The 24772-nt window shown below is 38.2% G+C and carries 22 protein-coding genes; 11 read left to right on the forward strand and 11 right to left on the reverse strand.

Annotated elements, in window-relative coordinates; translation table 11 throughout:
- Positions 1-28 precede the first annotated feature (28 nt).
- Complete coding sequence (locus APS80_RS06265) at positions 29-1387, forward strand: gluconate:H+ symporter (protein WP_059107425.1); 1359 nt, start codon at positions 29-31, stop codon at positions 1385-1387.
- 216 nt (positions 1388-1603) lie between these two features.
- On the forward strand, positions 1604-1792 hold the full coding sequence (locus APS80_RS06270; protein ID WP_059107426.1) for a hypothetical protein: 189 nt from the start codon (positions 1604-1606) through the stop codon (positions 1790-1792).
- A 236-nt stretch (positions 1793-2028) separates the two neighbouring features.
- Here APS80_RS06270 and APS80_RS06275 read toward each other — a convergent pair whose 3' ends face one another.
- Positions 2029-2304 (reverse strand): DUF1413 domain-containing protein, encoded by a 276-nt coding sequence (locus APS80_RS06275; protein ID WP_059107427.1) that lies wholly within the window; start codon positions 2302-2304, stop codon positions 2029-2031.
- A 182-nt stretch (positions 2305-2486) separates the two neighbouring features.
- Between APS80_RS06275 and APS80_RS06280 the strand changes: the two genes are divergently transcribed.
- The gene (locus tag APS80_RS06280) at positions 2487-3302 is read left to right on the forward strand and encodes a hypothetical protein (protein ID WP_059107428.1); all 816 of its coding nucleotides are present in this window, start codon (positions 2487-2489) and stop codon (positions 3300-3302) included.
- A 51-nt stretch (positions 3303-3353) separates the two neighbouring features.
- Here the strand turns inward: APS80_RS06280 and APS80_RS06285 are convergent, their stop codons facing one another.
- The 3 genes from APS80_RS06285 to APS80_RS06295 form a co-directional block, all read right to left on the reverse strand.
- Entirely contained in the window at positions 3354-5519 is a 2166-nt protein-coding gene (locus tag APS80_RS06285; protein ID WP_059107429.1) for an RNA degradosome polyphosphate kinase, read from the reverse strand.
- Positions 5520-5587: 68 nt separating this feature from the next.
- The gene (ppx, locus tag APS80_RS06290) at positions 5588-7117 is read right to left on the reverse strand and encodes an exopolyphosphatase (protein ID WP_059107430.1); all 1530 of its coding nucleotides are present in this window, start codon (positions 7115-7117) and stop codon (positions 5588-5590) included.
- 437 nt (positions 7118-7554) lie between these two features.
- On the reverse strand, positions 7555-8631 hold the full coding sequence (locus APS80_RS06295; RefSeq protein WP_059107431.1) for a M42 family metallopeptidase: 1077 nt from the start codon (positions 8629-8631) through the stop codon (positions 7555-7557).
- A gap of 263 nt (positions 8632-8894) precedes the next feature.
- Between APS80_RS06295 and APS80_RS06300 the strand changes: the two genes are divergently transcribed.
- The 3 genes from APS80_RS06300 to APS80_RS06310 all read left to right on the forward strand — a co-directional run bounded on the left by APS80_RS06300 (position 8895) and on the right by APS80_RS06310 (position 12661).
- Complete coding sequence (locus APS80_RS06300) at positions 8895-9656, forward strand: CPBP family intramembrane glutamic endopeptidase (RefSeq protein ID WP_059107432.1); 762 nt, start codon at positions 8895-8897, stop codon at positions 9654-9656.
- A 270-nt stretch (positions 9657-9926) separates the two neighbouring features.
- Positions 9927-11300, forward strand: coding sequence for an MFS transporter (locus tag APS80_RS06305; RefSeq protein WP_059107433.1), 1374 nt, complete (start codon positions 9927-9929; stop codon positions 11298-11300).
- A gap of 167 nt (positions 11301-11467) precedes the next feature.
- On the forward strand, positions 11468-12661 hold the full coding sequence (locus APS80_RS06310) for an MFS transporter (RefSeq protein WP_059107434.1): 1194 nt from the start codon (positions 11468-11470) through the stop codon (positions 12659-12661).
- A gap of 123 nt (positions 12662-12784) precedes the next feature.
- Here the strand turns inward: APS80_RS06310 and APS80_RS06315 are convergent, their stop codons facing one another.
- Positions 12785-14155: a CitMHS family transporter gene (locus APS80_RS06315; RefSeq protein WP_059107435.1), complete on the reverse strand. Its 1371-nt coding sequence runs from the start codon at positions 14153-14155 to the stop codon at positions 12785-12787.
- Between the two features lie 232 nt (positions 14156-14387).
- On the opposite strand from APS80_RS06315, the gene APS80_RS06320 reads away from it, so the two are divergent.
- From APS80_RS06320 to APS80_RS06340, 5 genes are all read left to right on the forward strand, one after another.
- Entirely contained in the window at positions 14388-14984 is a 597-nt protein-coding gene (locus APS80_RS06320; protein WP_083498186.1) for a YdeI/OmpD-associated family protein, read from the forward strand.
- A 350-nt stretch (positions 14985-15334) separates the two neighbouring features.
- The gene (locus tag APS80_RS06325) at positions 15335-16504 is read left to right on the forward strand and encodes a betaine/proline/choline family ABC transporter ATP-binding protein (protein ID WP_059107437.1); all 1170 of its coding nucleotides are present in this window, start codon (positions 15335-15337) and stop codon (positions 16502-16504) included.
- Positions 16501-17136, forward strand: a complete 636-nt coding sequence (locus tag APS80_RS06330; protein WP_059107438.1) for an ABC transporter permease — start codon at positions 16501-16503, stop codon at positions 17134-17136. The genes APS80_RS06325 and APS80_RS06330 overlap by 4 nt, the downstream gene beginning before the upstream one ends.
- Before the next feature lie 22 nt (positions 17137-17158).
- On the forward strand, positions 17159-18106 hold the full coding sequence (locus APS80_RS06335) for an osmoprotectant ABC transporter substrate-binding protein (protein WP_059107623.1): 948 nt from the start codon (positions 17159-17161) through the stop codon (positions 18104-18106).
- Positions 18106-18783, forward strand: a complete 678-nt coding sequence (locus APS80_RS06340; RefSeq protein WP_059107439.1) for an ABC transporter permease — start codon at positions 18106-18108, stop codon at positions 18781-18783. The genes APS80_RS06335 and APS80_RS06340 overlap by 1 nt, the downstream gene beginning before the upstream one ends.
- A gap of 47 nt (positions 18784-18830) precedes the next feature.
- On the opposite strand, the gene APS80_RS06345 is transcribed toward APS80_RS06340, so the two are convergent.
- The 6 genes from APS80_RS06345 to APS80_RS06370 form a co-directional block, all read right to left on the reverse strand.
- Positions 18831-19868: an acyl-CoA dehydrogenase family protein gene (locus APS80_RS06345; protein WP_059107440.1), complete on the reverse strand. Its 1038-nt coding sequence runs from the start codon at positions 19866-19868 to the stop codon at positions 18831-18833.
- A gap of 318 nt (positions 19869-20186) precedes the next feature.
- Positions 20187-20699 (reverse strand): DUF4242 domain-containing protein, encoded by a 513-nt coding sequence (locus APS80_RS06350; RefSeq protein ID WP_059107441.1) that lies wholly within the window; start codon positions 20697-20699, stop codon positions 20187-20189.
- A gap of 214 nt (positions 20700-20913) precedes the next feature.
- Positions 20914-21615: an antiholin-like protein LrgB gene (gene lrgB / locus APS80_RS06355; protein ID WP_059107442.1), complete on the reverse strand. Its 702-nt coding sequence runs from the start codon at positions 21613-21615 to the stop codon at positions 20914-20916.
- Positions 21612-22073: an antiholin-like murein hydrolase modulator LrgA gene (gene lrgA, locus APS80_RS06360; RefSeq protein ID WP_059107443.1), complete on the reverse strand. Its 462-nt coding sequence runs from the start codon at positions 22071-22073 to the stop codon at positions 21612-21614. The genes lrgB and lrgA overlap by 4 nt, the downstream gene beginning before the upstream one ends.
- Before the next feature lie 118 nt (positions 22074-22191).
- Positions 22192-22944 (reverse strand): response regulator transcription factor LytR, encoded by a 753-nt coding sequence (locus APS80_RS06365; protein WP_059107444.1) that lies wholly within the window; start codon positions 22942-22944, stop codon positions 22192-22194.
- A 1-nt stretch (position 22945) separates the two neighbouring features.
- Positions 22946-24700 carry a sensor histidine kinase gene (locus APS80_RS06370; protein WP_059107445.1) on the reverse strand — a complete coding sequence of 585 codons (1755 nt, stop codon included), beginning with the start codon at positions 24698-24700 and terminating at the stop codon, positions 22946-22948.
- Between the last annotated feature and the right edge of the window lie 72 nt (positions 24701-24772).

Here is a 24772-nt window from a genome sequence, read left to right on the forward strand (position 1 = left end):
ATTTATTAAGTTAAGGGAGTGTTGGATGATGTTTGAAACGATTTGGCCACTCGCGAGCGTCGTAATTGGCGTTCTGTTATTACTCGTACTAATTATCTTTTGCAAATTAAATACTTTTATTGCGCTTATCGTGACCTCCGTTGTTACAGCGATTATTTTAGGTATGCCACTCGACCAAATCATTGATACGGTCGAAGAAGGGATGGGGAGTACCCTTGGCCACATTGCGTTAATCTTTGGACTAGGTGCCATTCTTGGTAAATTGCTGTCAGATGGAGGCGGCGCGACGCGTATTGCAGATACGTTGATTGATAAGTTTGGCTTAAAACATGTGCAATGGGCAATGATTGTTGCGGCGTTTATCGTCGGCATTGCGCTATTTTTTGAAGTCGGACTCGTGCTGTTAATTCCTCTCGTTTTCACTATTGCTAAACGCGCAAACGTCTCTCAATTGAAACTCGGTTTACCTATGGTTGTTGCATTGTCAGTCACACATGGCTTTTTACCGCCGCATCCTGGCCCGGTTGTCATCGCTAAGGAATTGGAAGCAAATTTAGGACAAGTCTTAATGTTTGGGATTATTATCGCAATTCCAGTGACAATCATTGCTGGCCCGATGTTTAATAAAGTAGCTGAAAAATTAACACCAACTGCTTATAACCGAGAAGGCGATATTTCAGCGATCGGTGCACAAAAAGAATTTACTCAAGACGAAATGCCTAGCTTTGGCTTAAGTATCTTAACGGCAATCTTGCCTGTCATCTTAATGTTATTTTCTACGATTGTAGAGTTGATTACTGGGCACGATGAAGCGACCAACGTCTTTGAAGCTGCCGTGTACTTTATCGGTTCAGCTGGGACTGCCATGTTGATTGCCGTACTGTTTGCACTCTTTTCTATGGGACTTCAACAAGGTAGAAAGCTCAATGACATCATGGATTCTGTATCAAATGCCATTTATCCAATAGGTATGATGTTACTCATCATCGGTGGTGGCGGTACCTTCAAACAAGTACTTATCGATGGGGGTGTCGGTGATACAATCTCTACGTTATTCGAAGGTAGTCACATGTCACCGATTTTACTCGCTTGGATGGTCGCTGCGGTCTTACGTATTGCGTTAGGTTCAGCTACGATTGCAGCCATTTCATCTACAGGGATTGTGCTTCCGTTACTACAAGCCTCAGACGTTAATGTGGCACTCGTTGTGCTCGCAATTGGCGCAGGTAGTATTATCTTATCTCACGTTAACGATGCGGGGTTCTGGATGTTCAAAGAATACTTCGGCTTAACAGTGAAGGAAACCTTCCTCACATGGTCCTTACTTGAAACGATTATTTCTGTCTCAGGTATCATATTTATTTTATTCCTCAGCTTATTTGTATAATTAAATCATCGAAGGATTGAAGCGGTTTTATCTAAAGGTAAAGCTGCTTCTTTTTTTGTTCATTTTTCGTAAAATAAAGGGCTTCAGAAAGGGTCGAAATGAATCGTGACTTTTTTGTGAAATATATCACAAAACCCTTTAAAGTTCGAACTAAGCGTTGTAATATAAAAGATGTAATGGATCGCATCATTAAAGCTGATAACAGGAGTGATTATGATGAGAGAAATTATAGAAGCAGTTATTTTCTCTGATGAGAGTAGCTATGAGATTCACAGTCACACAGGCGTGAACCAAGGTGTGATTAATGACCTCAAAGATGGTTACCGAAGCATTGATTATATATGTTATATAGATGCAGAACGAATTTATCATTATGGACTCCAAAAAATGCCCGTTAAGAGTTAAACATAATGCCATCTTAAACAAACTATTTTCAGAAAGAAGAAATGACTTCCTTTCATGATGTTGAAACGCCCTATATAATGATTTATTGTTTAGTCAGAAAGCCTGCATACTTCTGCCTCGTGGTATGTGGGCTTTAGTATGTTTGAGAGACCTTATTTTAATATAGACAAAAAGCTACCCAAGTTGCTACGTGACAACTTAGGGTAGCTTTATTGTTGTTTCGATGTTGATGATGATTAGATGACATATTGTTTAAAGTTCTTTTTCACTTCGTTATAAGAATAAAGTGTGTTGAAGATACGGAAGCGAATTTTATCTTTACTTTCAGCGGGAATCCGAATTTGACTACTTTTGTCTACGTAGCTACGAAATGCGCGTTCTAAATCTTTTTGTTCTTTCATTGAGATGCTTAACCATTCGTCTTCAGAATATAATTCGTCAAAATGAAAATCAAAACTAGTTCTTGCTTTTTGTTGTCGTAAAGCTTCTACACGTTGTTCAAAATCTTTCATGTATTCATCCCTCCATGCCTAAAAATGTCCGTTAGTTTGAATAGTTCTATTTTATCGTATTTAGCGTAATTATGCGATATGTGCGTGTCTATTTTCTGAAATGTCTAAATGATATACGTAAGATGCTATAATGAGACGGGAAAACGATACGAATAAGGTTGCAAAAAGGAGGGAGACAAGTCATGCATATATTAATGATTGGTGGTGCTTGTAAAATAGGGGAACTGTTAATATACGCGTTAGAAGGACGTCATCATAACGTCTGTGTGAGCCATGCATCACAAACCGACGTATTACATACTAACTATGACACGCTATGTACTTTTGATACAATCATCTATCTCGTGAATGATGATGCGTTACCTCTAGGGACCTTACAAGGGAAAAAACGTGATATCCATCGTCTCCAACTTACACTTATTGCCCAAATCGCTCATGAGTCATCTCAAAAAGTAGTATGTGTCCACCACGGGAGTGATCTTGAACAAGACTTTCAAAACACTGATCTCCGTATGTATCGTGTGGCGAAATCTATGTTGAAGACAAATGGAAAGTCTCAACTTTTTCAACATCCTAAAAAGGTGCACTCGATTCAGCATTTGAATGCGCCAGTGGAAATGAATGGATTTCACATGTTGAAGCGATATTTTCATTATCTATCACGAGTGACGTTAGGACTAGTGGATGTCTCGATGGATGAGACTAGCGTCACGCTTCGTTTGAAAGGGTTTAATGTGGATTTAATTCGCATGCACATAGAACGTAAGCAAACCTTTCAACAAGTGCTGACGATCTCAGGAGGAATATTAGTGAGTCAATCATGCGCAGGGAGAGCGACGTTTCGTTTTTATAGGGTTGTTGGACAACCCTCCGCTTATACGGCGTTGATCGACTTTGAACCCCAGCTACCTTGGTGGTTGTACCGCTTCACGCAATTCCCATTGCACAGCATCGTCATGTGGGGATTCAAATATGATTTGAAATTTTTCCGTACATAAAAAAAGCCACCTTAACCCATCGAGTTAAGGTGGCTAAAGATTTACGACTCATTATTTTCTAAATGAATTTTTGAGTCTCGCAAACCAACTGTTGCTATTGCGGGATTGAACGGGTGTACCCGCGGGTTGTGTAGCTTCTTTTTTTAATTTTTGGCCATATTCAATTGCTGATTCCATGAGGTAATTTTGAGAACTTACAGGTTCTAAATCATTATCGACATAGTGATAATTACCTGAAGAATCTTGATAACGACCTTTTTGATTATCTGATAATTGAAGGTTTAAGTAATCTAACAAGCGAGATGCAATCGTTTGATCTTCAACAGGGAATAAGATTTCCACACGTTTAATCATATTACGTGTCATCGCATCTGCAGAAGATAAGTAAATGCGTTCGTTACCGTTATTGTGGAAGTAGTAAATACGTGAGTGTTCTAAGAAACGTCCAACCACACTAACGACTTCAATATTTTCACTGACACCAGGAATACCTGGTTTCAAGCAACAAATACCACGAATGACCATTTGAACTTTTACGCCTGCTTGAGATGCTTCAAATAATTTCAAGATAATATCTTTATCTGTAAGTGAGTTCATTTTCATGATGATTTTACCGTTACCGTATTTTTTCTGTGCTTCAATTTCATCATCAATGTGTGAGATGAACACATCACGGATATCAAACGGTGCAACAATCAATTTGTTGTACTCAGGTTTTACAGAATAACCGCTGAGATAATTGAAGAAGTTGATCGCATCTTCAGCGATTTCTTTGTTTGTAGTAATGAGACCCATGTCAGTGTACAGTTTCGCCGTTTTATCGTTGTAGTTACCTGTACCTAAGTGAACAAATGATACGAGTTGATTTGATACACGTTTGACAACGAGTGCGATTTTACTGTGTGTTTTTAGGTGTGTCATACCATAGATCACGTGACATCCAGCATCTTCTAACATACGTGCCCAGTGAACGTTGTTTTCTTCATCAAAGCGGGCTTTCAATTCTACAAGTACTGTGACTTGTTTACCTTTTTCAGCTGCTTCTTTTAAGCTATTGATGATCGGTGAATCTTTACTTACACGATATAACGTTTGTTTAATCGCAATTGTATTTGGATCATCTGCTGCTTCACGGATGAAGTCAACAATCGGTTCGAATGATTCGTATGGATGGTGGAAGAAAATATCACGTTGTAATGATAAATCATAGACATCATGATTACCTAAAGAACGTGGAACTTGTGGTGTATATTTTTCATAAGTCAGATGATTTAATTTATGTGATAGATGATCTACTAAATCAGAAAGCATTGTTAAATCGAGTGGGCCATCTAAGAAGTAGACATCTTTTTCATCAACTTCAAGTTGATTAGCAATCCATGCGATATCGTCGTATTCTGCAGTACGGCCGTCTACTTCTAAACGCACGGCTGAACCACTTTTACGTTCTTTTAAGAAACGTTCGATTTCGATAAGTAAATCTTCTGCCCCGTCTTCATGAATCGTTAAGTCGGCGTTTCTTGTAATACGGAACGTGAATGTATTCAATACTTCGAAACCAGCGAATAAGTAGTTGATGAAATGTGTAATGACATCTTCAACCATAACAATGTACTGTTTATCGCCTTCATTTAATGCTAAAAAGCGTGGGATTAATGAAGGGATTTGTACAATGGCTGAATTAATCGCATCTTCAGTGTCGATATCAACAAAGACATTGAGGCTTTTATTATTTAATTTTGGAAACGGATGATAAGCATCGATACCCAGTGGTGTCAAAGTAGGAAGGATGCTTAATTTGAAGTCTGATTCTAACTGTTCAAGTAATGACTCAGGTAAATCTTCGGGTCTTACAATATCAACTTGGTGTTCGTGTAGTTCGTCAACTAACTCGTTGTAGCGTTCATATTGTAAGTCGACATATTTAGTGTTTTTCTCTTTGATTTTGTCTAGTTGTTCTTGTGGTGTGAGTTGCGCTTTGTTTTCAGGTTTGTCAAATCCTAATTTCACTTGGTCTTTTAACCCAGCTACACGTACCATAAAGAACTCATCTAAGTTTGAGCTGAATATGGAGATAAAATTAAGTTGTTCCAATAATGGATTCGTTTTATCACTTGCTTCTTGTAGCACACGTAAATTAAAGTCCAACCAGCTCAATTCACGGTTGTTGTAATATTCCGGATTGTTTAAATCCATATCTCCCAATTGATTTTGCATATAGCTTCCAACACCTCGTTCATAGTCTAAATTACATGCTACTCTATAGCTAACATATCATAAAAATATTAAGAATTTGTAAAAACGATGGACAGCTTGCCTTTCAACCATTTTTCTATATGTTTCTTCTGTCTATGTGCTTGGTATTTTTCAGCAATCGGTTCGCCTTGGTAGTAAACATACAACGTATAATCTTTATCGTCTGTTTCTTCTAACTTCACTTTGTTGACCGCATTAGTATGCGAAGTGTTTAGTGCATTGGCAAATTTAATGAAACCACCTAATGCTTGTAGATGTTCTAAATCTTTGGAGCTGAGCCACTTTGTTTCATGGCTGTAAAACTTGAGTAGAGATTTATTTTTAAAACTTGCGAGTAGTGCTAATTTCACCCGATCATGATGTTTGAACCCATCGATCATGGAGTTAGCAATAAGGTAGTATGTATGGGGTGAGCTAGAGTCTGAGTCTATAAAACTACCTAAGTAATACAGATATGCAGCTTCTTCAAAGAGTTGTTGTTCATCATTGCTGATTTCTAACTTACTAAAGTTTAGGACTTGGGATAGGATAGATTGGGCTAGTTTCATACGTTGATACGCATTAGCTTCCTCTACACCATATTCATTGGCTAAATGACGTAACGCATCACGTCTAATTTCAGACTTATCGAATTCGTTTGGATAACGTTCGTTAATGATTTTCATGATGTAGCCTTCGCGTAATCCCTTGCGTGAAAAAGTGAATTGTTTCGCGTCGATTTGTTTGTAGAGCGTTTTGAACACGCTAACAGCTGGTAAGATAATATCGACACGATCTCGGCTTAAGCCATCTAAATCTTTTAAATCATCGCGGGAGCTCTTTTTGATTAAGTTAAAGACTTCGTGAATGCTTTCTTCTGTCATCGTGTAGTTATGTACGCCCCCGATTGGATAATCATGTGCAGATTGATGAATGCGAGCGACGTTACGCGCAGAGCCACCAATACCAACTAGAGCGACTTCTTGGTCATCCAACCAATCGAGTTGTTTGAATTGTTTAGCTAAGTATTTCTCCATATCTTTAATGGCTGACTTATCGTTGTGGTCCTTTCCGTCAAAGAATTTGCGGTTTAATGTTACGACACCGAAAGGAAAACTATGAGATTCCTTTAATTCTTTATCTTCGAATAATGTCACTTCAGTCGAGCCACCGCCGATATCGACAGAAATCCCGTTGTCGATGCCAGTGGTATGAGCAATCGCATAAAAGCCATAAAAAGCTTCTTCACTTTCAGATATAATATGAATGGAAATATCTAGTTGTTTTTTGATGTATTTTACGATGTCTTTGCGGTTGGTAGACTGACGAATGGCTGCAGTGGCGATAGGGTGGAGTTGTTCGACTTCAAATTGCTTTGCGACATATTTGAAGCTATGTAATGTTTCTTTTAAAACCTGAATACCGTCATCTGTCATGGCTAAATCGTCATCTAAGTATTGGCTTAATCTTGCGGGTGTCTTGATGTTTAATATTTCATTCAAACCTGTATCATGATCAAATTCGAAAATAACAAGTCTGATCGTATTTGAGCCAATGTCTATTAATCCTAAGCGTTCCATTAAATTGAACCTCCTAAATCATCTGAGGAATAAGTGATTTCCTACTACTTTTATTTTACATGATTACGCGCGATTTGACATGTATGATTGCAAGAAAATTCAATAACTTTGTCACACTTTTTATGTCGGGGTTGAAAATTGGGGATTATGTTTTAATAAAGGGGCTGTTGAAGCGGAGAAGTAAGATAAAAAAGAGCAGGACAGAAATAATTCATTTCATGTCCCGCTCCTGCAAGGATTGATTCGACAAAACTTGAAGAACACTTTTGCGCATCGCTCCGATCTGCTCAATTCCTAACCGCTAAGTGTCGCTTACATAGACGGCATTCCGAATGCAAGATTCTCGGCAAAAAACGCATGATTCGACAAAACTCAAAATCAGTTTTGCTCATCATTTGTTTTTGCTCAAATCTTAACCGCATTCTCCATGCTTTTTTTTACCAAATTATTTTTTCTACAACCTCGTCATTGAGTGATTTCACGAATTCTGTAACGAGTTCTACTGAACGTTTATAGTCTTCGGTATGGATGACTGAAACATTAGAATGCATGTATCGTAAAGCAATACCTAAAGATAAGGTAGGGATACCTTCGTTTGCTACGTGTATGCTACCGGCATCTGTTCCACCGCCTATAGTTGAATCCCATTGAACAGGGATGTTATGTGCTTTGGCAACTTTTTTAATTTGTTTAATTAAACCCGTATGACCAATGTTAGAGGAGTCCATAATAATTCCAACTGGACCATCTCCAAGTTTGGTGTCGCTTAATTGTCCAGATAAACCTGGCGTGTCATATGAAATTGCAACGTCTATCGCAAGTGCTAAGTCTGGTTTTACAGTTTGAGCAGCAACTTTCGCACCACGTAGGCCTACTTCTTCTTGAACGTCTGCACCAGAATAGAGGTTGATATCAATGGATTCATCTTTAAGATTATTTAAGACATCTACAGCAAGTGCACAACCATACCGGTTATCAAATGCTTTTGATGTGATGTATTGATCGTTCGCTAATGTTTCAAATTCACTATACGGTGTCACCATGTTGCCGACTTCAATGCCAAGTGCTTCAACTTCTGCTTTATCTTTTGCGCCGATATCGATAAACATTTCTTTAATATCTACCGTTTGATTACGTTCTTTTTGAGAAAGCACATGAGGTGGTTTTGAACCGATAATACCTCTGATTTTTTTACCGTCTTCAGTTGTGATGGTCACTTTTTGAGATAGCATTACTTGGCTCCACCAGCCACCTGCTGTAGTAAAGCGAATAAAGCCATTTTTATCAATGTAAGTAATGATAAAGCCAACTTCATCTAAGTGACCTGTAACCATAAGTGATCTTGACCCGTTTGTGGCATTTCTTTTACCATAGATGCCACCTAATTGATCTTCAACGATTTCATCACTGACAGGTGACAAGTAATCATGCATTAATGCTTTGACATAATGTTCATGTCCAGCAATGCCATCAGTTTGAGATAATGATTTCAATAAATCAATTGAATTTGTCACGTAAAGAACCTCCTCATTTGTTATATAAGTGACATTTTAGCATTAAAAATGTTGGTAGTTATGAAATTTGCTTCTTTTAACCTCTATTTTTATAGAAAAGTCAAAAAACTTTTAGTATGAGTACATTAAATTCAGGCAAGAAGAAATATTGTGGTATACATAAATAAAACATATACTTAAACCAGCATAACTAACGATGTAACATAGATAATCGCGCTAAATCGTGTTATATTGTTATTACATTTTTGAAAGGGAGTTGTCGCATGCCAAATAACGAGACACATAATCATGAGTCAGATAATCAACAACTTAGTGCTTGGCAACAGCAATCAATGATGAAGCGTGATTTCTGGTTGTGGCCTATTTATTTGATCATACCATTTGTGGTCATTTTTATTTTGTTTATCGCCAATTTAATCCTCTATCCAGGGGGATTATTCAGCGAGAACACTGTTACAGTAGTGGGTGGACTCACAGCAAATATACTTATCTTATTATCATTTTATTTAATGCATACACAGCATCATTTGATGCAAGTGACGAAACAACGATTTAAGGAAGTTAAACCCTATATTTTAATGATTGTACTCACGTTTGTGGTCGTTTTGACGCTTGAAAACATTTACGAATGGTTAGTGCAATTTTTACCTGAATCGTTAAGTTATGAAGAAACAGAGAACCAACAATTAATTCTTGAGATGTTTCAAAATAATTGGCTCTTACCTATTCTGTTTTTAGATATCGTCATCGTTACACCTATGATGGAAGAATTACTCTTTAGACATATCATCATTCACGAACTCGGTAAACGAATTACATATGTGATTGCAGGCATTTTATCAGTCGTAATATTCGCAGGGGCGCATTGTTTAGGGGCTAGTTCTCCATTTGAAATTGGAACGTATTTGATTATGTCGTTGGGAATGGTATTTGTCTACTTTAAATCAGGCAAAAATATCGCAGCATCATTTACTTTCCATGCACTCAATAACTGTATTTCATTTATTTCGATTCTATTGTTTTAAGATAAGAAGCATGTGTGCATGCGACGTTATTTAGAAATTCGTTTGTGTTTGTTCAGACATCTATTCAGCTAGAAAACGACATCTTAATTCAAACCAGCTACTCCCATAGTGAAGGTAAGCACAAACCCTTATTTAACAGGGGTGAAGTTGCTTCAATAACCTGCATATTTTTATGTAAATCTATATAGTGATTCACATCAAAACGTGCTAAAATGTTATTTAATTGATAACGGTTATCAATTAAAATTCTCACTAAAGGAGTCTTACATTATGGATAAAGGACATAAAAGATATGACGGTAAACTCGTCTTAGCCGTCTGTCTCGCAGTGTTGACGTATTGGCTTTTTGCGCAGTCGTTCGTCAATATTGGTGGAAGTGTTCAACAGACATTTAATATATCAGATTCAACGTTAAACTTAGCCATCAGTCTCGTATCATTTACGACTGGATTATTGATGGTTCTAGCGGGAGATGTGGCGGATCGCATCGGTAATTTGAAATTAGTCATCATAGGGTTACTACTCAATATTATCGGTTGTATTTTATTAATCGTGACGCCTTTAACCGCATTTTTATTGATTGGACGTGTGTTCCAAGGGCTCTCTGCAGCCATTTTATTACCTGCAACAGTCGGTCTATTGTCTACACAATTTGAAGAAGAAAACTTAAGAAAAGCGTTAAGCTATCTCATGATTGTGACAGTAGGGGGTGTAGGTTTCGCTTCTGTTGTAGGGGGCGCCATCTCAGTTTTCTTAAACTGGCAAGCTAACTTTATCATTTCTATTATCATTTCAGTGATTGCCCTTGTCATTTTAAGTCGAGTGAAAGAAAACAAAGTCACTGTAGAAACACGAAAATTTGACTATTTCGGTATGGTCGTATTTGCGATTTTTATTATGAGTATTAATGTGCTCTTAACTGAAGGCCTTCAATTTGGTTTACTTAGTATCTTAACACTATCATTACTAGTGATTGCCATCCTTTCATTCGTCGTACTTTACTTTTTTGAACGTAAATTACGTCACCCATTTATCGATTTCAGTATTCTTAAAAATAGAGCATTTATGGGTTCAACGTTGAATAACTTTATTGTTAACACAGGTATAGGGACAACCGTGGTGTTCAACATGTACGCACAACAAGCATTTGGCATGAGTGAAGTTCAAACAGGTTTAGTGACTGTGCCGTATGTCATCATGGCGATTGTGATGGTACGTATCGGTGAAAAAGCAATCAATATTTATGGTGGTAAAAATATGTTAATCGCAGGACCGCTTTTCCCAGCGATTGGTGTGGTACTCATCAGTATGACATTCTTACCGCAACCGATTTATATCGCCGTCGTCACAATTGGTTTCGTCATCTGTGCGATTGGTACAGGTCTTGTCGCGACACCAGGACTTACGATTGCAATCTTTAACATGCCGCAAGAAAAAGTCAGTTTCGCAACAGGCTTATATAAAATGGGGGCAACGTTAGGCGGCGCATTTGGTTTAGCGCTCGTTCCTACGCTATATACAATCTTCCAAAACTTCTTCACAATGAGTGCAGCCGCATCAGGTGCGTTTTGGTTTGGTGTCATCTTGATGTTAATCGGTGTACTTTCAGCTTATGTGATTATACCTAAACATATTAAAGCTTAATGCGTAGAAGATAGATTTTATTGAGTCGTTTGATCCTTTAAAGGGTCAACGGCTCATTCTTTTTATAAAAATAAGGTTGTATTAATTGGATAAAGTGTTTTATTATTTTAAGAATAAACAGTTGTTTTATAATAGGGTTACTAGAGAAACATAAAGGAGTGAAACGTATGACAGTGATGAGAACAATCACTTTCATCTTGAGTGTCTTTATCGTCGGCATGGTAGAGATGATGGTTGCAGGAATCATGAATTTAATGAGTGCCGATTTACATATATCTGAAGCAGTGATTGGTCAATTGATCACGATTTATGCGATTACGTTTGCGATTTCGGGACCGATTTTAGTTAAATTAACGGAGCGTTATTCACCGAGATATGTATTACTTTATACATTATTAGTGTTCGCGATTGGTAATTTAATCATCGCGGTGGCGCCTAACTTCACCATATTAGTGATAGGTCGGATTTTATCTTCTGCTGCCGCTTCACTCATCGTCGTTAAAACATTGGCATTAACGACACTACTCACAACCCCACAAAATAGAGGGAAAATGCTCGGCATTGTCTATTCAGGTTTTAGCGGGGCAAATGTACTAGGTGTTCCAATTGGTACGATTATTGGAGACTTCATCGGTTGGCGTTTCACCTTCGTATTTATTGTCAGTGTGAGTGTGTTAGCAGGGCTCCTCATGCTTATCCATCTTCCTTCAGTGAGAGAATTAAATACATATCAAGCCGCTGCGCAACCTGTAACAAATGACAGTGAAAAAGCAGAGGCGCCTTCACGCATCTTGCGTCCTGCTGAGGTGACAAAATATATTATCATTACGTTCTTATTATTGGTTGCCAATTCCATCACATTTATTTATATCAATCCACTGATGTTAAATAGCGGTCATAGTTTAGCATTTGTCTCAGTCGCATTGTTAATTAATGGTGTAGCTGGTGTCATTGGTACATCCATGGGTGGTTTCTTATCGGATCGATTTACAAGTAAAAGATGGTTACTCGTTGCGGTTACTTGTTTCATGATTTCAGTTGGTATTTTAAACTGGTTCCTTTCACTTAGTGTGACATTGCTCATCATTATCTTTATTTGGAACTTGATGCAGTGGAGTACAAATCCAGCAGTCCAAAGTGGTCTCATTGAACACGTAGAAGGGGACACGAGCCAAGTGATGAGTTGGAACATGTCTAGTTTAAATGCGGGCATTGGTGTTGGAGGCATGATAGGTGGTCTTGTCGTCTCTCATTTAAATGTCTTTACGACGACTTATTTTAGTGCAGGTATTGCATTATTAGCGTTATTACTTGTGATCAGCTTGAAAAATGTCCGTCATTATCAAGCGACAACAAAATAATAAAGACAGCACATGCGATGAATGGATTGATTTTAAAGCAAAAAATAAAAAAGAGGTTAAAGCGATGTGACGTGAATAAAGTATGAATGACTTGATTACGTGACATCGCTTTTTTATACAATACTAGATTGTGACGACGCCGATGAGTACTGCAATGAATAGGAGTACAATGGCAAAGCCCCAGATCCAGAAAAAGGCATATTTAATGTAAGTGCCCATGTTGGCTTCTGCTAAACCGACTGCAAGCCATAATGCGGGGGAAAATGGACTCACGAAGGTACCGACAATATTACCGATAATCATAGCGTAGGCGGTCGATACGCTAGGAATACCAAACTGACTGGCCGTTTGTTCAACGACGGGGAGTAATGCAAAGTAATAGGCATCGGTACTAGTTAATAAATCTAAAGGTACACCGAAAATCCCGACGATGATATGAATATAGGGTCCTACAGCATCTGGAATAATTTTAATAAAATTCACCGCAATCGCTTTAAGCATGCCTGTTTCGTTCAACACACCGAGGAACATCCCAGCAGCGATGATGACCGCTGCCATCATTAAAGCATTAGGCGCATGTGCTTTTAAACGATTCCTTTGTTCATCTACATCACCGAAATTAATAATTAGCGCAAGTGCTACACCAATCATAAAGGCGAACTCGGGTGGTGCGATATCAAGCAACATGACTGCGATGATGGTGATAGTGAGAATCGCATTCATCCACAAAATACTTGGATGTTGTTTAGCACGACCACGCACTGGAAAGTTAATATCTTGATCGTGTTCGTATTGTGCAATCATACGGTTAATGTTCAAGTTTTCTAAGTTGGTCACTTCACCAGCTTGTACGGCTTTACGGATGCGTTGTTGTTCTCTAAATCCTAGGAATGTGGCAAAGACTAAGATGAGTACAAAGCCGATGAGTTGAACGGGTAAAATGCCATACCACAGCTGATTGACATTATCTGCTTTGATAACTGAAGCGGTTCTTGCCATCGGGCCACCCCATGGTATCATGTTCATCAATGCTGCGCTTAATCCAAGAATCAGCAGTAATAAGTAACGATTCATGTTGAGTGCTTTATATAACGGAAGCAAGGCTGGAATTGACAGTAAAAACGTCGTTGCGCCGGCACCATCAAGTTGCGCAAACATTCCGACCAATGCTGTCACGATACTGACCACAACAACATTTCCTCTCGTTAAAATGATTAATCGCTTAATTAAAGGTTTAAATAAACCACTATCTGACATGATGCCAAAGAAGATAATAGCGAAAATGAACATGAGCACGACATTAATGACCCGCTCGAGTCCACTGTTAAAAAAGCTTACTAAATCACCAATATGATAACCGAGTAACAATGCACCCATACTTGGAATCAAGATCATACCAACGATTGGACTAATGCGTTTAGCGATCAATAACCCAACGATAGAGCCAATGATGAGAATGCCAATGATAGTTAACCATAATGTGTCGTTTTGCATCTACAGGCCTCCTAGTTGAAAATCAAAGGATGTAATATTTATCTGAATTTTTTGAAATAATCATACCATAATTCAGTTGGATAAATAGAAAAGTTATATAAGTATTTCTAATAGAGAATGATAACCATTATTAATTACATAATCATATTATAATATATTTACTGGAAGTCATAAATAATAAAAATATGAAATGTGATATAATTGCCTAAAATATACGGTGAAGAGAGGTCGCATTGTGGAACAACAATTGAATGAAGAAGTCAATGAATATATTGCGCAGCTGAAAAAGTGGCAAGATGAAATTGTATTGTTGCGTAATATTGTAAACGGCAATGAGTTAACAGAAACATTTAAGTGGAAACATCCTTGTTATACATACAATGGGAAAAACGTGGTCATTATCCAAGAGTTTAAACACTATGTTGCACTATTATTCGAAAAAGGTGTATTGATGAAAGATCGTTATGAATCATTAATACAACAGACGAAAAATGTACAAGCAGCACGTCAATTACGTTTTGAAAGTTTGGCCGAAATTGAACAGCGTAAAGCAGAGATTGAATGGTATATCGGTGAGGCAATACGCGTAGAAGCATCTGGTGAAAAGGTACCAATGAAACGAACAGAAGACTTTGATATGCCCATAGAGTTACAACGAGAGCTCGTTGCTCGACCCGAACTGAAAACTGCTTTCGAACAACTTACGCCAGGCAGACAACGCCAATATATTTTACACGTTGGTCAAGCTAAACGAGAAAGCACAAGACAACAGCGTGTAGAAAAATATATTCCTCATATATTAGATGGAAAAGGCATGCATGATAAATAACACTACATACATCAGAAACTCAAAAGTCAGCGCACATACGCGCACTAACTTTTGAGTTTTTTATTTTGTTATATTCACAAAAAAGCTTATGTCGCTTTACCGAGTCAAATATGTTCAAAAAATTATTTGAATATACTTTCTAAGAATTAAAGTCATACTTTATTACATTTTAATTTAGTATACATTTGACTTTATCGCTGAATAGTTCAAAATAGATAGAAGAGGTTACGGCACCCATGGGACAGATAACTGTGCCTTAAATAAACCTATCGATCTACCTTGTAAGCGGTATCGCACCGCTCCCCAATGCAAGGTGAATTTTAAAATGTTGAATAGAAAGGATTTGAGACATGTTAAGTATAAAGAATTTATCCAAAGTGTATGCAGGGGGTAAAAAAGCAGTCGACAATATTTCAATCGACATTGAAAATGGCTCGTTTGTCGCTTTTATTGGGACGAGTGGCAGCGGGAAAACGACGGCTTTAAGAATGATTAATCGTATGATTGAAGCGACTGAGGGACAAATTACGATGGATGGTAAAGATGTGCGTAACATGAATCCGGTTGCGTTACGCAGAAGTATCGGTTATGTCATCCAACAAATCGGATTAATGCCACATATGACCATTAAGGAAAATATTGTGTTAGTACCTAAATTATTGAAATGGTCTCAGGAAAAGAAAGATAAAAAAGCTAAAGAGCTAATTAAATTGGTTGATTTACCTGAGTCTTATTTGGATCGTTATCCATCTCAACTTTCTGGTGGACAACAACAACGTATTGGTGTTGTACGTGCCTTAGCGGCAGAACAAGATGTCATTTTAATGGACGAACCATTTGGGGCACTCGATCCAATCACACGTGATACATTACAAGACCTTGTGAAATCATTACAACAACAATTAGGGAAAACAGTTATTTTTGTCACACATGATATGGATGAAGCAATCAAACTCGCGGATAAAATTTGTATTATGTCTGAAGGGAAAATTATACAGTATGATACACCTGATAATATTTTAAGAGCGCCAGCGAACGATTTCGTGCGTGAATTTATCGGTCAAAATCGTTTGATTCAAGACCGTCCAAATATCCGTACAGTTGAAGATGCGATGATCAAACCAGTAACTGTTGAAGCAGATCAAAGTTTAAACGATGCAGTAAGCATTATGCGTGAACGCCGCGTGGATACCATCTTTGTCATCGATCAACAACAACGTTTACTCGGTTATCTTGACATTGAAGATATCAACCAAGGTTTACGCGCGAATAAAGAACTGATTGATACAATGCAACGTGATATTTACACCGTCAATGTGACTAGTAAACTGCAAGATTCTATGCGTACCATTTTAAAACGAAATGTGCGTAACGTACCCGTTGTAGATGAAGACGGAAAAACATTACTCGGACTCATTACACGTTCTAACCTTGTAGATATTGTTTACGACAGTATTTGGGGTGAAGATGCATCAACGACGGAAGAGACGCAACAAGCATCAGGAGTTGAGCAAACATGATTCAATTCTTATCTGAAAATGCAGGACAGTTATTTGAGAAAATGCTTGAGCACTTTTATATATCAGTCATTGCACTGATTATCGCTGTTGTGGTCTCAGTGCCGATTGGTATTATGTTATCGAAATTGAAGCGTACATCTAGCATCGTGCTCACGATTGCAGGTGTACTCCAAACGATTCCAACACTCGCAGTGCTTGCAGTGATGATTCCAATCTTTGGTGTAGGTAAAACACCTGCCATTATTGCACTTTTCATTTACGTCTTATTACCTATGTTGAATAATACAGTGTTAGGTGTCCAAAATATCGATCGTAACGTGAAAGATGCAGCAATCAGTATGGGGATGACACGCTTTCAACTGATGAAAGATATCGAATTACCACTAGCGTTACCAATGATTTTAAGCGGGATTCGCTTATCTTCCGTTTACGTTATCAGTTGGGCTACACTTGCGAGTTATGTCGGTGCAGGAGGTTTAGGAGACTTCGTATTCAACGGGTTAAACCTTTATAACCCATACATGATTGTGAGTGCAGCTGTGTTAGTTACATTACTTGCGCTCATCGTAGACTTCTTACTTTCACTAGTTGAAAAATGGATTATACCTAAAGGACTTAAAGTATCTAGATAATAGGGAGGACAAGAAAATGAACATGAAGCAACCAAAAAAATTATTCATTGTACTTGCTGTATGTCTGACTTTGTTATCTGGATGTAGCTTACCTGGTTTAGGTGGCGGTCAAGGTAATTCAGATGATGATGTTAGAATTACAGCACTTGGAACGAGTGAGTCACAAGTTATTTCACACATGTTGAGATTATTAATCGAACATGATACAGACGGAGAAATCAAACCGACATTAATCAATAACTTAGGTTCAAGTACGATTCAACACAATGCGTTAGTGAATGGAGACGCAAACTTATCCGGGGCACGTTATACAGGGACAGATTTAACAGGTGCACTGAAAGAAGATCCAATCAAGGATCCGGAAAAAGCAATGAAAGCGACACAAGAAGGGTTCCAAAAACAATACGATCAAAAATTCTTTGATTCATATGGTTTTGACAATACGTACGCCTTTCTCGTAACTAAAGAAACTGCTGAAAAATATGATTTAGAAACAGTGTCTGATTTAGCGGACCATAGTGATGAATTAGCTTTAGGTGCAGATAGCTCTTGGTTAAAACGTGAAGGCGATGGTTATCCTTCATTTAAAAAAACGTATGGCATTGAATTTGATGATATCAGTTCTATGCAAATTGGACTCGTATATGATGCCTTGCATTCAGGTAACTTAGATGTTGCGGTCGGGTACTCTACCGATGGTCGTATTGCATCGTATGATTTGAAAGTTTTAAAAGATGAAAAACACTTCTTCCCGCCTTATGATGCGAGTGCAGTCGCAACGAATGATTTGTTAAAAGCACATCCAGAATTAGAACCCATCATCGATAAATTAACAGATCAAATTTCTACTGAAGAAATGCAACAGTTGAATTACAAAGTAGATGGTGAAGGTAAAGAACCAGCCATTGTAGCGGAAGACTTTTTGAAAAAACATCATTACTTTGATGATAAGAAAGGGGATAACAACTAATGGACGGTAATTTATTACAACAGCTCGCAGATTACTATGCTGTGAACTTTGGATATCTTTGGGATTTATTTATCAAGCACTTACTGATGTCCGTTTACGGCGTGTTATTTGGAGCTATCGTAGGTATTCCAGTCGGTATCCTCATCGCACGATATGCAAAACTCTCTTCAGTCATCATTACAATCGCAAATATTATTCAAACCGTACCTGTCATCGCTATGTTAGCAATGCTCATGTTAGTCATGGGTCTCGGTACGAACACCGTTGTCCTCACTGTATTCTTATATGCCTTGTTACCTATTATTAAAAACACATATACAGGTATCGTTGGTGTAGATGAGAATATTAAAGATGCAGGTAAAGGAATGGGCATGACACGTAATCAAGTGCTACGCATGATTGAATTGCCACTTTCACTCTCAGTCATATTAGGTGGTATTCGAATTGCGCTTGTCGTAGCTATTGGTGTTGTTGCCGTAGGTTCATTTATCGGTGCACCTACACTCGGTGATATTGTAATCAGAGGTACGAATGCGACAGATGGTACGACATTTATCTTAGCAGGGGCGATTCCAATTGCTTTAATCGCGGTATTGATTGATCTTGGATTAAGAGGACTTGAAAAACTGTTAGATCCAGTTAAGCGGACAAAATCACTTAAAGAAGAAACCATCTAATTATAAAAATAACCCACTGGCATTGATGTCAGTGGGTGTTTTTTGTGTTAATGGACAAGTTCAGTTTCAAGTTTACTTAAGTGGCGCAAGGTTGGTGTTAATGCCGCAAAGAAAAAGCCTTCTTTAAGCTTACGTGCTTGTGGGGCAGTTGGGGCATATGCGCGTGAACCGCCATTGACCATAGAGGCTTGATTGACTTCTAATAACAAGTAACCTGCTGCTTTTTTCAATTGAATGAGTTCCAATAAATAGTCATCTAACGTATCTGCATGGTCTGTGATAATTTCATAGTAACGTTGATGAAGTGTTTGATACTGTTCTTCAAATCCATTAATGTCATACGATAAATCATTTTGCGCATTTGAATGAGGTACAATCAGGTCTAAAGAAGAACGGATGGAACCGAGTGCGATTGGAATTTGTAATGCGATAAACGTAGGGCGAATCTTAGCTGCAAACGCTTTACCTTCCGTACTGATGATTTGAGATGAATCGATGTGCACGTTGTCAAATGTCACACTATACGTGCCTGAACCATTCACGCCTAAAAAGTTGTCTTTAATCGCAAGTGAAATACCGGGTTGGTTCGCTTGGGCGATGAACATGACAAGTTCAGGTGATTCAGAATCTTGATCAGTTGATTGAGAAATTGCGCCGAAGTAATGATCATCATCTAAGTTACTTACTGCAGGTAAAACCCCGTTCACAATCAGATCATCACCTTGTTTGGTATGTGTTAAATTCAGTTTTTCTAAATCACTAAAAGATTTCATCGGATTTGATAGACCGGTCGCGCCCATAATTTCTCCAGATAGAAGCTGTTGTTGCAATGTTTGGTTGAAGCGGGGTTGATCCGCGTTTCTTAAATATGTAGAAAATGCGAGTTGGCACCATAAGCAAAATCCGGTCGTTAAGCAAGATTGACCAACGCGTTCAACGACTTGTGCATTTTGCTTCAAATCCGTTTCAGAAATATAGTGTTGTTTAAATAATTCAGATATGAAAGATTTTGGATAATAACTACCTTCATCAATGTCGACTAAATATGGATCTAGTTGTTCTTGTATGAGTGTTTCTAATGACATGGGGTTCCCTCCCTCTTTGTTTTGTCTCACAACGTTTGTGACAGTCACCATAGAGAATGTAACTGTTTGAACGCCGAGAAGTAAGAAAATGGGGCTATGATGATTAAAGTTGTGCATTATTATTAGTAAACTAAGAATTAAAATAATGAAAAAGGACGGTAGATGAACCCTAACCTCAAATATATGCAAAAGTCTATTGTGGTCATGAAATGAGATTAAGGTATTATCGTCCTTTCTATATCCGATGAACATTTATACACATGATGATTTACGAACTATAAACGTTCCTCGAAAGATCACGCAGTTTTAAAAGGGTGATTAAATTTTTTCGATGTCGTCAATTGGAGTGTCGACCGCTTTACGTGCACGGCGAACAGCATCTTCATCCGGTGCGTCATACAGGCAGATACATTTAGACATGTCTTCACAAACGTAAGTACGTTGGAATTGAACTTCTGGCACTTCTTCATAATGTACAGAATTTTTCTTCTTACGTGCTAAGTATTGATCCATTGTAATACCTTCTGGGATATTCCATGTTACGAGGTAATCGATGTTGACGTCACCTTGTTTCACTTCGTCTAAAGTTTTACCAACAAGACGAACTTCTTTCGTTAAATTAATAGAAATATCTGCATATTCTAAAAATTTTTTAGCTGTTGCTTCGTCATCAGCTTCCACGATGAAGTAACCGTGTGTTAAGTTTTCAGTCGCTTGAACTTCTACTAAAGTAGGTGTTTCAGAATGATTTAATGTTTTTGCTTTATCCTCAAGCTCTTGTTTAGATGAAGCAAAAGATAAATCGTTAGATTCTAATAAAAATAATGCCATAAATATAGCCTCCTGTTTCGTTGTATTATCGCTATAATACTATAATTCTTATCAAGTTACAATGGATTAAAAATAAGAATTTACTGAAAATTATCTATAGAATATTACGTGTATTGTATACGAAGGTAATAAGTTGAAATACCCAACAATAAAATGAACGAGACATATCATTTCTGAAAAAGATATGCCTCGTTCAAAGTATGTCCTGTTTGATTTACAGTAGTGCAGCTTGTAAGAATGGAACGATGATGACCACGATGACTCCGACTAACACGAGCGCAATACTAGCCATTGATTCTTCTGTTTCACCAAATTCTTGAGCTGAAGTCACACCTAATGAATGCCCACTTGTACCGAGCGCAAGTCCTCTTGCAACTGGATCGGTAATGTGGAACAGCCGGATCATTTTGGCACCTAAAGCGTAAATGATGACGGCATTCAATATGACAGCGAGTGAGGTTAACTCTTTGATACCGCCAATGTCTTCAGAGACCGGTAAAGCAATCGCTGTCGTTGCACCTTGTGGTAAAAGAGAAGCGATGATCGGTGTTGAAAATTGACACAGTGCTGCGATCATAAATATGAAGAGCAAAGCAATGGTTGTTCCAATTGTCATACCACCGAAGATTTGTAACCAGAATTTTTTCAATACGGCACGTTTTTTATACAGTGGAATCGCAAAACAGATCGTTGCGGGTTCGAGGAAGAAGTTAATGATATCTCCTCCGATTTTGTAATGCTCATAGCTGATACCCGTAATCTTAAGAAAAGCGACACCGACGACCATGCTGACGAACAGTGGCGCAAATAAGAAAAAGCCATTCGTCTTTTTGAATAAATAGGTCGCAATCATAAACGGAATGAGTGACAGTAAAATACCAAAATAGGGCGTGTTAATTCCTAATGCTTCAATCATAATTTATCCTCCATTGTGCTGTGAGAGGGTTTGTGCTCTCTTTTTGTGAGTTTGGTCATGAAAAATTGTGAGACAAAGCCTGTACATAGCAGTAATAAAATCGTTGAAACGATAATCATTAAGATAATGAGAATAGGACTCGTACTCAATGCGTCCAATGAATTAATGACTGATATTCCAGCAGGCACAAAGAGGAAACCGATATTATTTGTCAGTGCGGTGCCGACGGATTCGACTTCACCGAGTTTGACAATACCTGTACACAAAGCGATGAACAATAACACGAGACCGACCACAGATGCAGGCATAGGCACAGGAACGGCGTTTTCTATCATTTTAGAAATGAGTAAAATAATGGCTAATACTAAGACTTGATGAAAGAAATTATATGTTTTACTAGAGGTTGTTTGTTGATTCTTAGAGGATTGCGTTGTATTTGTATCTGAACTATTTCCCATAAGAGGTCCTCCTCAAATTGATCTTGAGGACATTATAATATGAAAATGAGAATTGCATGACGCTTTGTCGGTGAGATACAACATATGAGGCTGAAGTGCATAGATACGCACCTCACTTTCAGGATAAATGAAGTTGTTGTTTAAACGCTTTCATATAAGAGCGACTTACTTGGAATTTAAGCCCCTCTGTCATCGTTAATTGATACGTATAATTAAACCAAGGTTCAATGGTCTGAATATGATTGATATTGACTAACGTTGCACGATGAATGCGTATCAAGTCTTGTTGTTTGAGACGTGATTCATAATGGCTGAGTGGTTCAGTGGTTTCAAAAGTTCTGTCCGTGGTGTAGATCGTCGTCGTACCTTGGTTAACCGTAATAGCAATGATTTCATCGAAGTGAATTAAATGGATGCGCTCATTTTCCTCAACGGGTAAGACGGGAGTTTGCTGGGAAGAAGCGGAGCCGGTCGTTTGCTGAGGTGTTGTAGTGCTATCGGTATGAGTAGGAGTAGCTTGCTGTTCTACTTTTTGTAAGGCTTGTGCAATCCGTTGTTGTTCGAATGGTTTTAATATGTAGTCTGTTGCGTTTAATTCAAATGCTTTTACAGCGAAAGCGTGATGGGCGGTCGCGAAAATGATATGGGGTGGATGATCCATTTGTTTAATTTTGGTCGCTAAATCAAGGCCGCTTTCATCCATCAAATTGATATCGATAAAGACGACATCGAAAGTATGACATAGCAATGCTTCTATGGCAGATTGAATCGAATCTGCTTCGTCAATCGCTTCAAAAGGGCGTATTTCTGATAGTAAAAAGCTAAGTTCATTGCGCGCTAAAGGTTCGTCTTCTACGATTAGAGCTCTCACTTTATTGTTCCTCCTTTAATTGATGATAGGGAAGGGTACAATCAATTCGGGTCCCTTCTATTGTTGAATGAAAATGAAGATGCGCATCTTGACCAAATAATCCAATTAAGCGTCTATTTAAATTTACTAGAGCGCTCCCTGTACCAGATTCAGAAGGTACGACGCTTTGACCGAGTTGACCTAATTGAGATTCAGGAATACCTCGTCCGTTATCAGTTACACCAAGGTAAAGCTTTTGATTTTCGTGATGTGCTACAACTTTGATATGATTATTTGTCTTACGATGTTTGAACGCGTGTTTAATCGCATTTTCAACTAAGATTTGAATCACAAATGGGGGCACTTGTGCCTGTTCACAACTTTCATCAATATCAAATGTCACTTCAAAGCGATCAGGATGTCGGGCTTGTTCTAATGACAGAAACGCTTCTACTTGACGTAATTCTTGCTCCAGGGTAATGATATTATCTCTCGCACCTTGCAGATTAGAACGGAAGAATTGACTGAGTTGCAATAATAATTTTCTCGCTTTCTCGCTATTAATGCGAATGAGTGCAGAAATGGTATTGATCGCATTAAAGAAGAAATGTGGATTGACTTGTGCTTGCAATGATTTAATTTCAGCATCACGTAACAATGCACTCTGCATTTCGGCGTGACCGAGTTCGAGTTGACTTGAAAAGATGTTGGCTAAGCCAGCTGCCAGTTGTTTATCTGCATGGGTGATCGTATTCCCTTCAGTGAAATAGAGTTTTAGTGTACCGACCACAGCATGATGCATATATAACGGCACGACGATAGCGCCTTCGAGGAGACATGTTTCATGATCACATCCGATTTCCGCTTTCGAATGGGCTTCTTTCATCGTACCTGTGCGAATGGCTTCCTTAGACAGATGTGTAATGATTGCCTTTTGAGGTTTGTGATGATCGCTTCCAGCCCCGATATGCGTTAAGATATCATGACGATTTGTGATTGCGACAGCAGACACGTGCATCAAATCACGAATGATGGTAGCAGCTTCCTTTGCAGATTGTTCATTTAACCCTTCTCTAAAATAGGGTAACGTCGCATTCGCTAACTGTAAGACGTCATGTGTTTGAACGGCACGTGCTTGCTCTTCTTGTTTAAGCGTAGATAAAATAATAGATAAAAAGATTGCGGCACCAAGTGAGTTAACACAGATCATAGGTAGGGCAATGAAGCGAACAAGTTCCCAAGCTGCAGAGATGTCTTCTGAAAATATCAGAATGCACAGCATTTGAATGGCTTCACATATAGCACCGATGACGGCCCCTTTTAATACTGTGGGATAACGTCGATTGCGCATCGATTGTGCACCAAAATAGCCAGATAAAAGCCCGATAATGATTGAAGAAATAAGATAAGTATAGGCATCTGCTCCCCCAATATAGACACGGAATAATCCGGAGATGATGGCGACAATGACTCCGACGACAGGGCCCCCAATTAATCCTGCTACACTGATCGACAGCACACGGGTATTTGCCATTGAGGCATCGGGATTTAAGTGTTGATATAAGAAATCACTTAAGATGTGGTTTCCTTTAATTTCTACACCGGTAATATTAGAAACGAGTGCAAAGCACCCGAAGATGACGGTGAGTTGCCACTGCGCTCGGAAGGATTCCCGTTCGTTCATCATTTTTTTGAAATAAGGAATATTCATTAAGATATAAGCTAAGATGATGATTAAACCCACACGTTCTATTAATAATATAAATAAATTTAACATGGTTACACCTTATTTTTATGAGGTTCATTTTTACTTTAGACGTTCCGCACTCGATGAACCGTTACGCTCATT

The organism is Staphylococcus auricularis (assembly GCF_001500315.1).
In the GTDB taxonomy this organism is placed as follows: Bacteria; Bacillota; Bacilli; order Staphylococcales; family Staphylococcaceae; genus Staphylococcus; species Staphylococcus auricularis.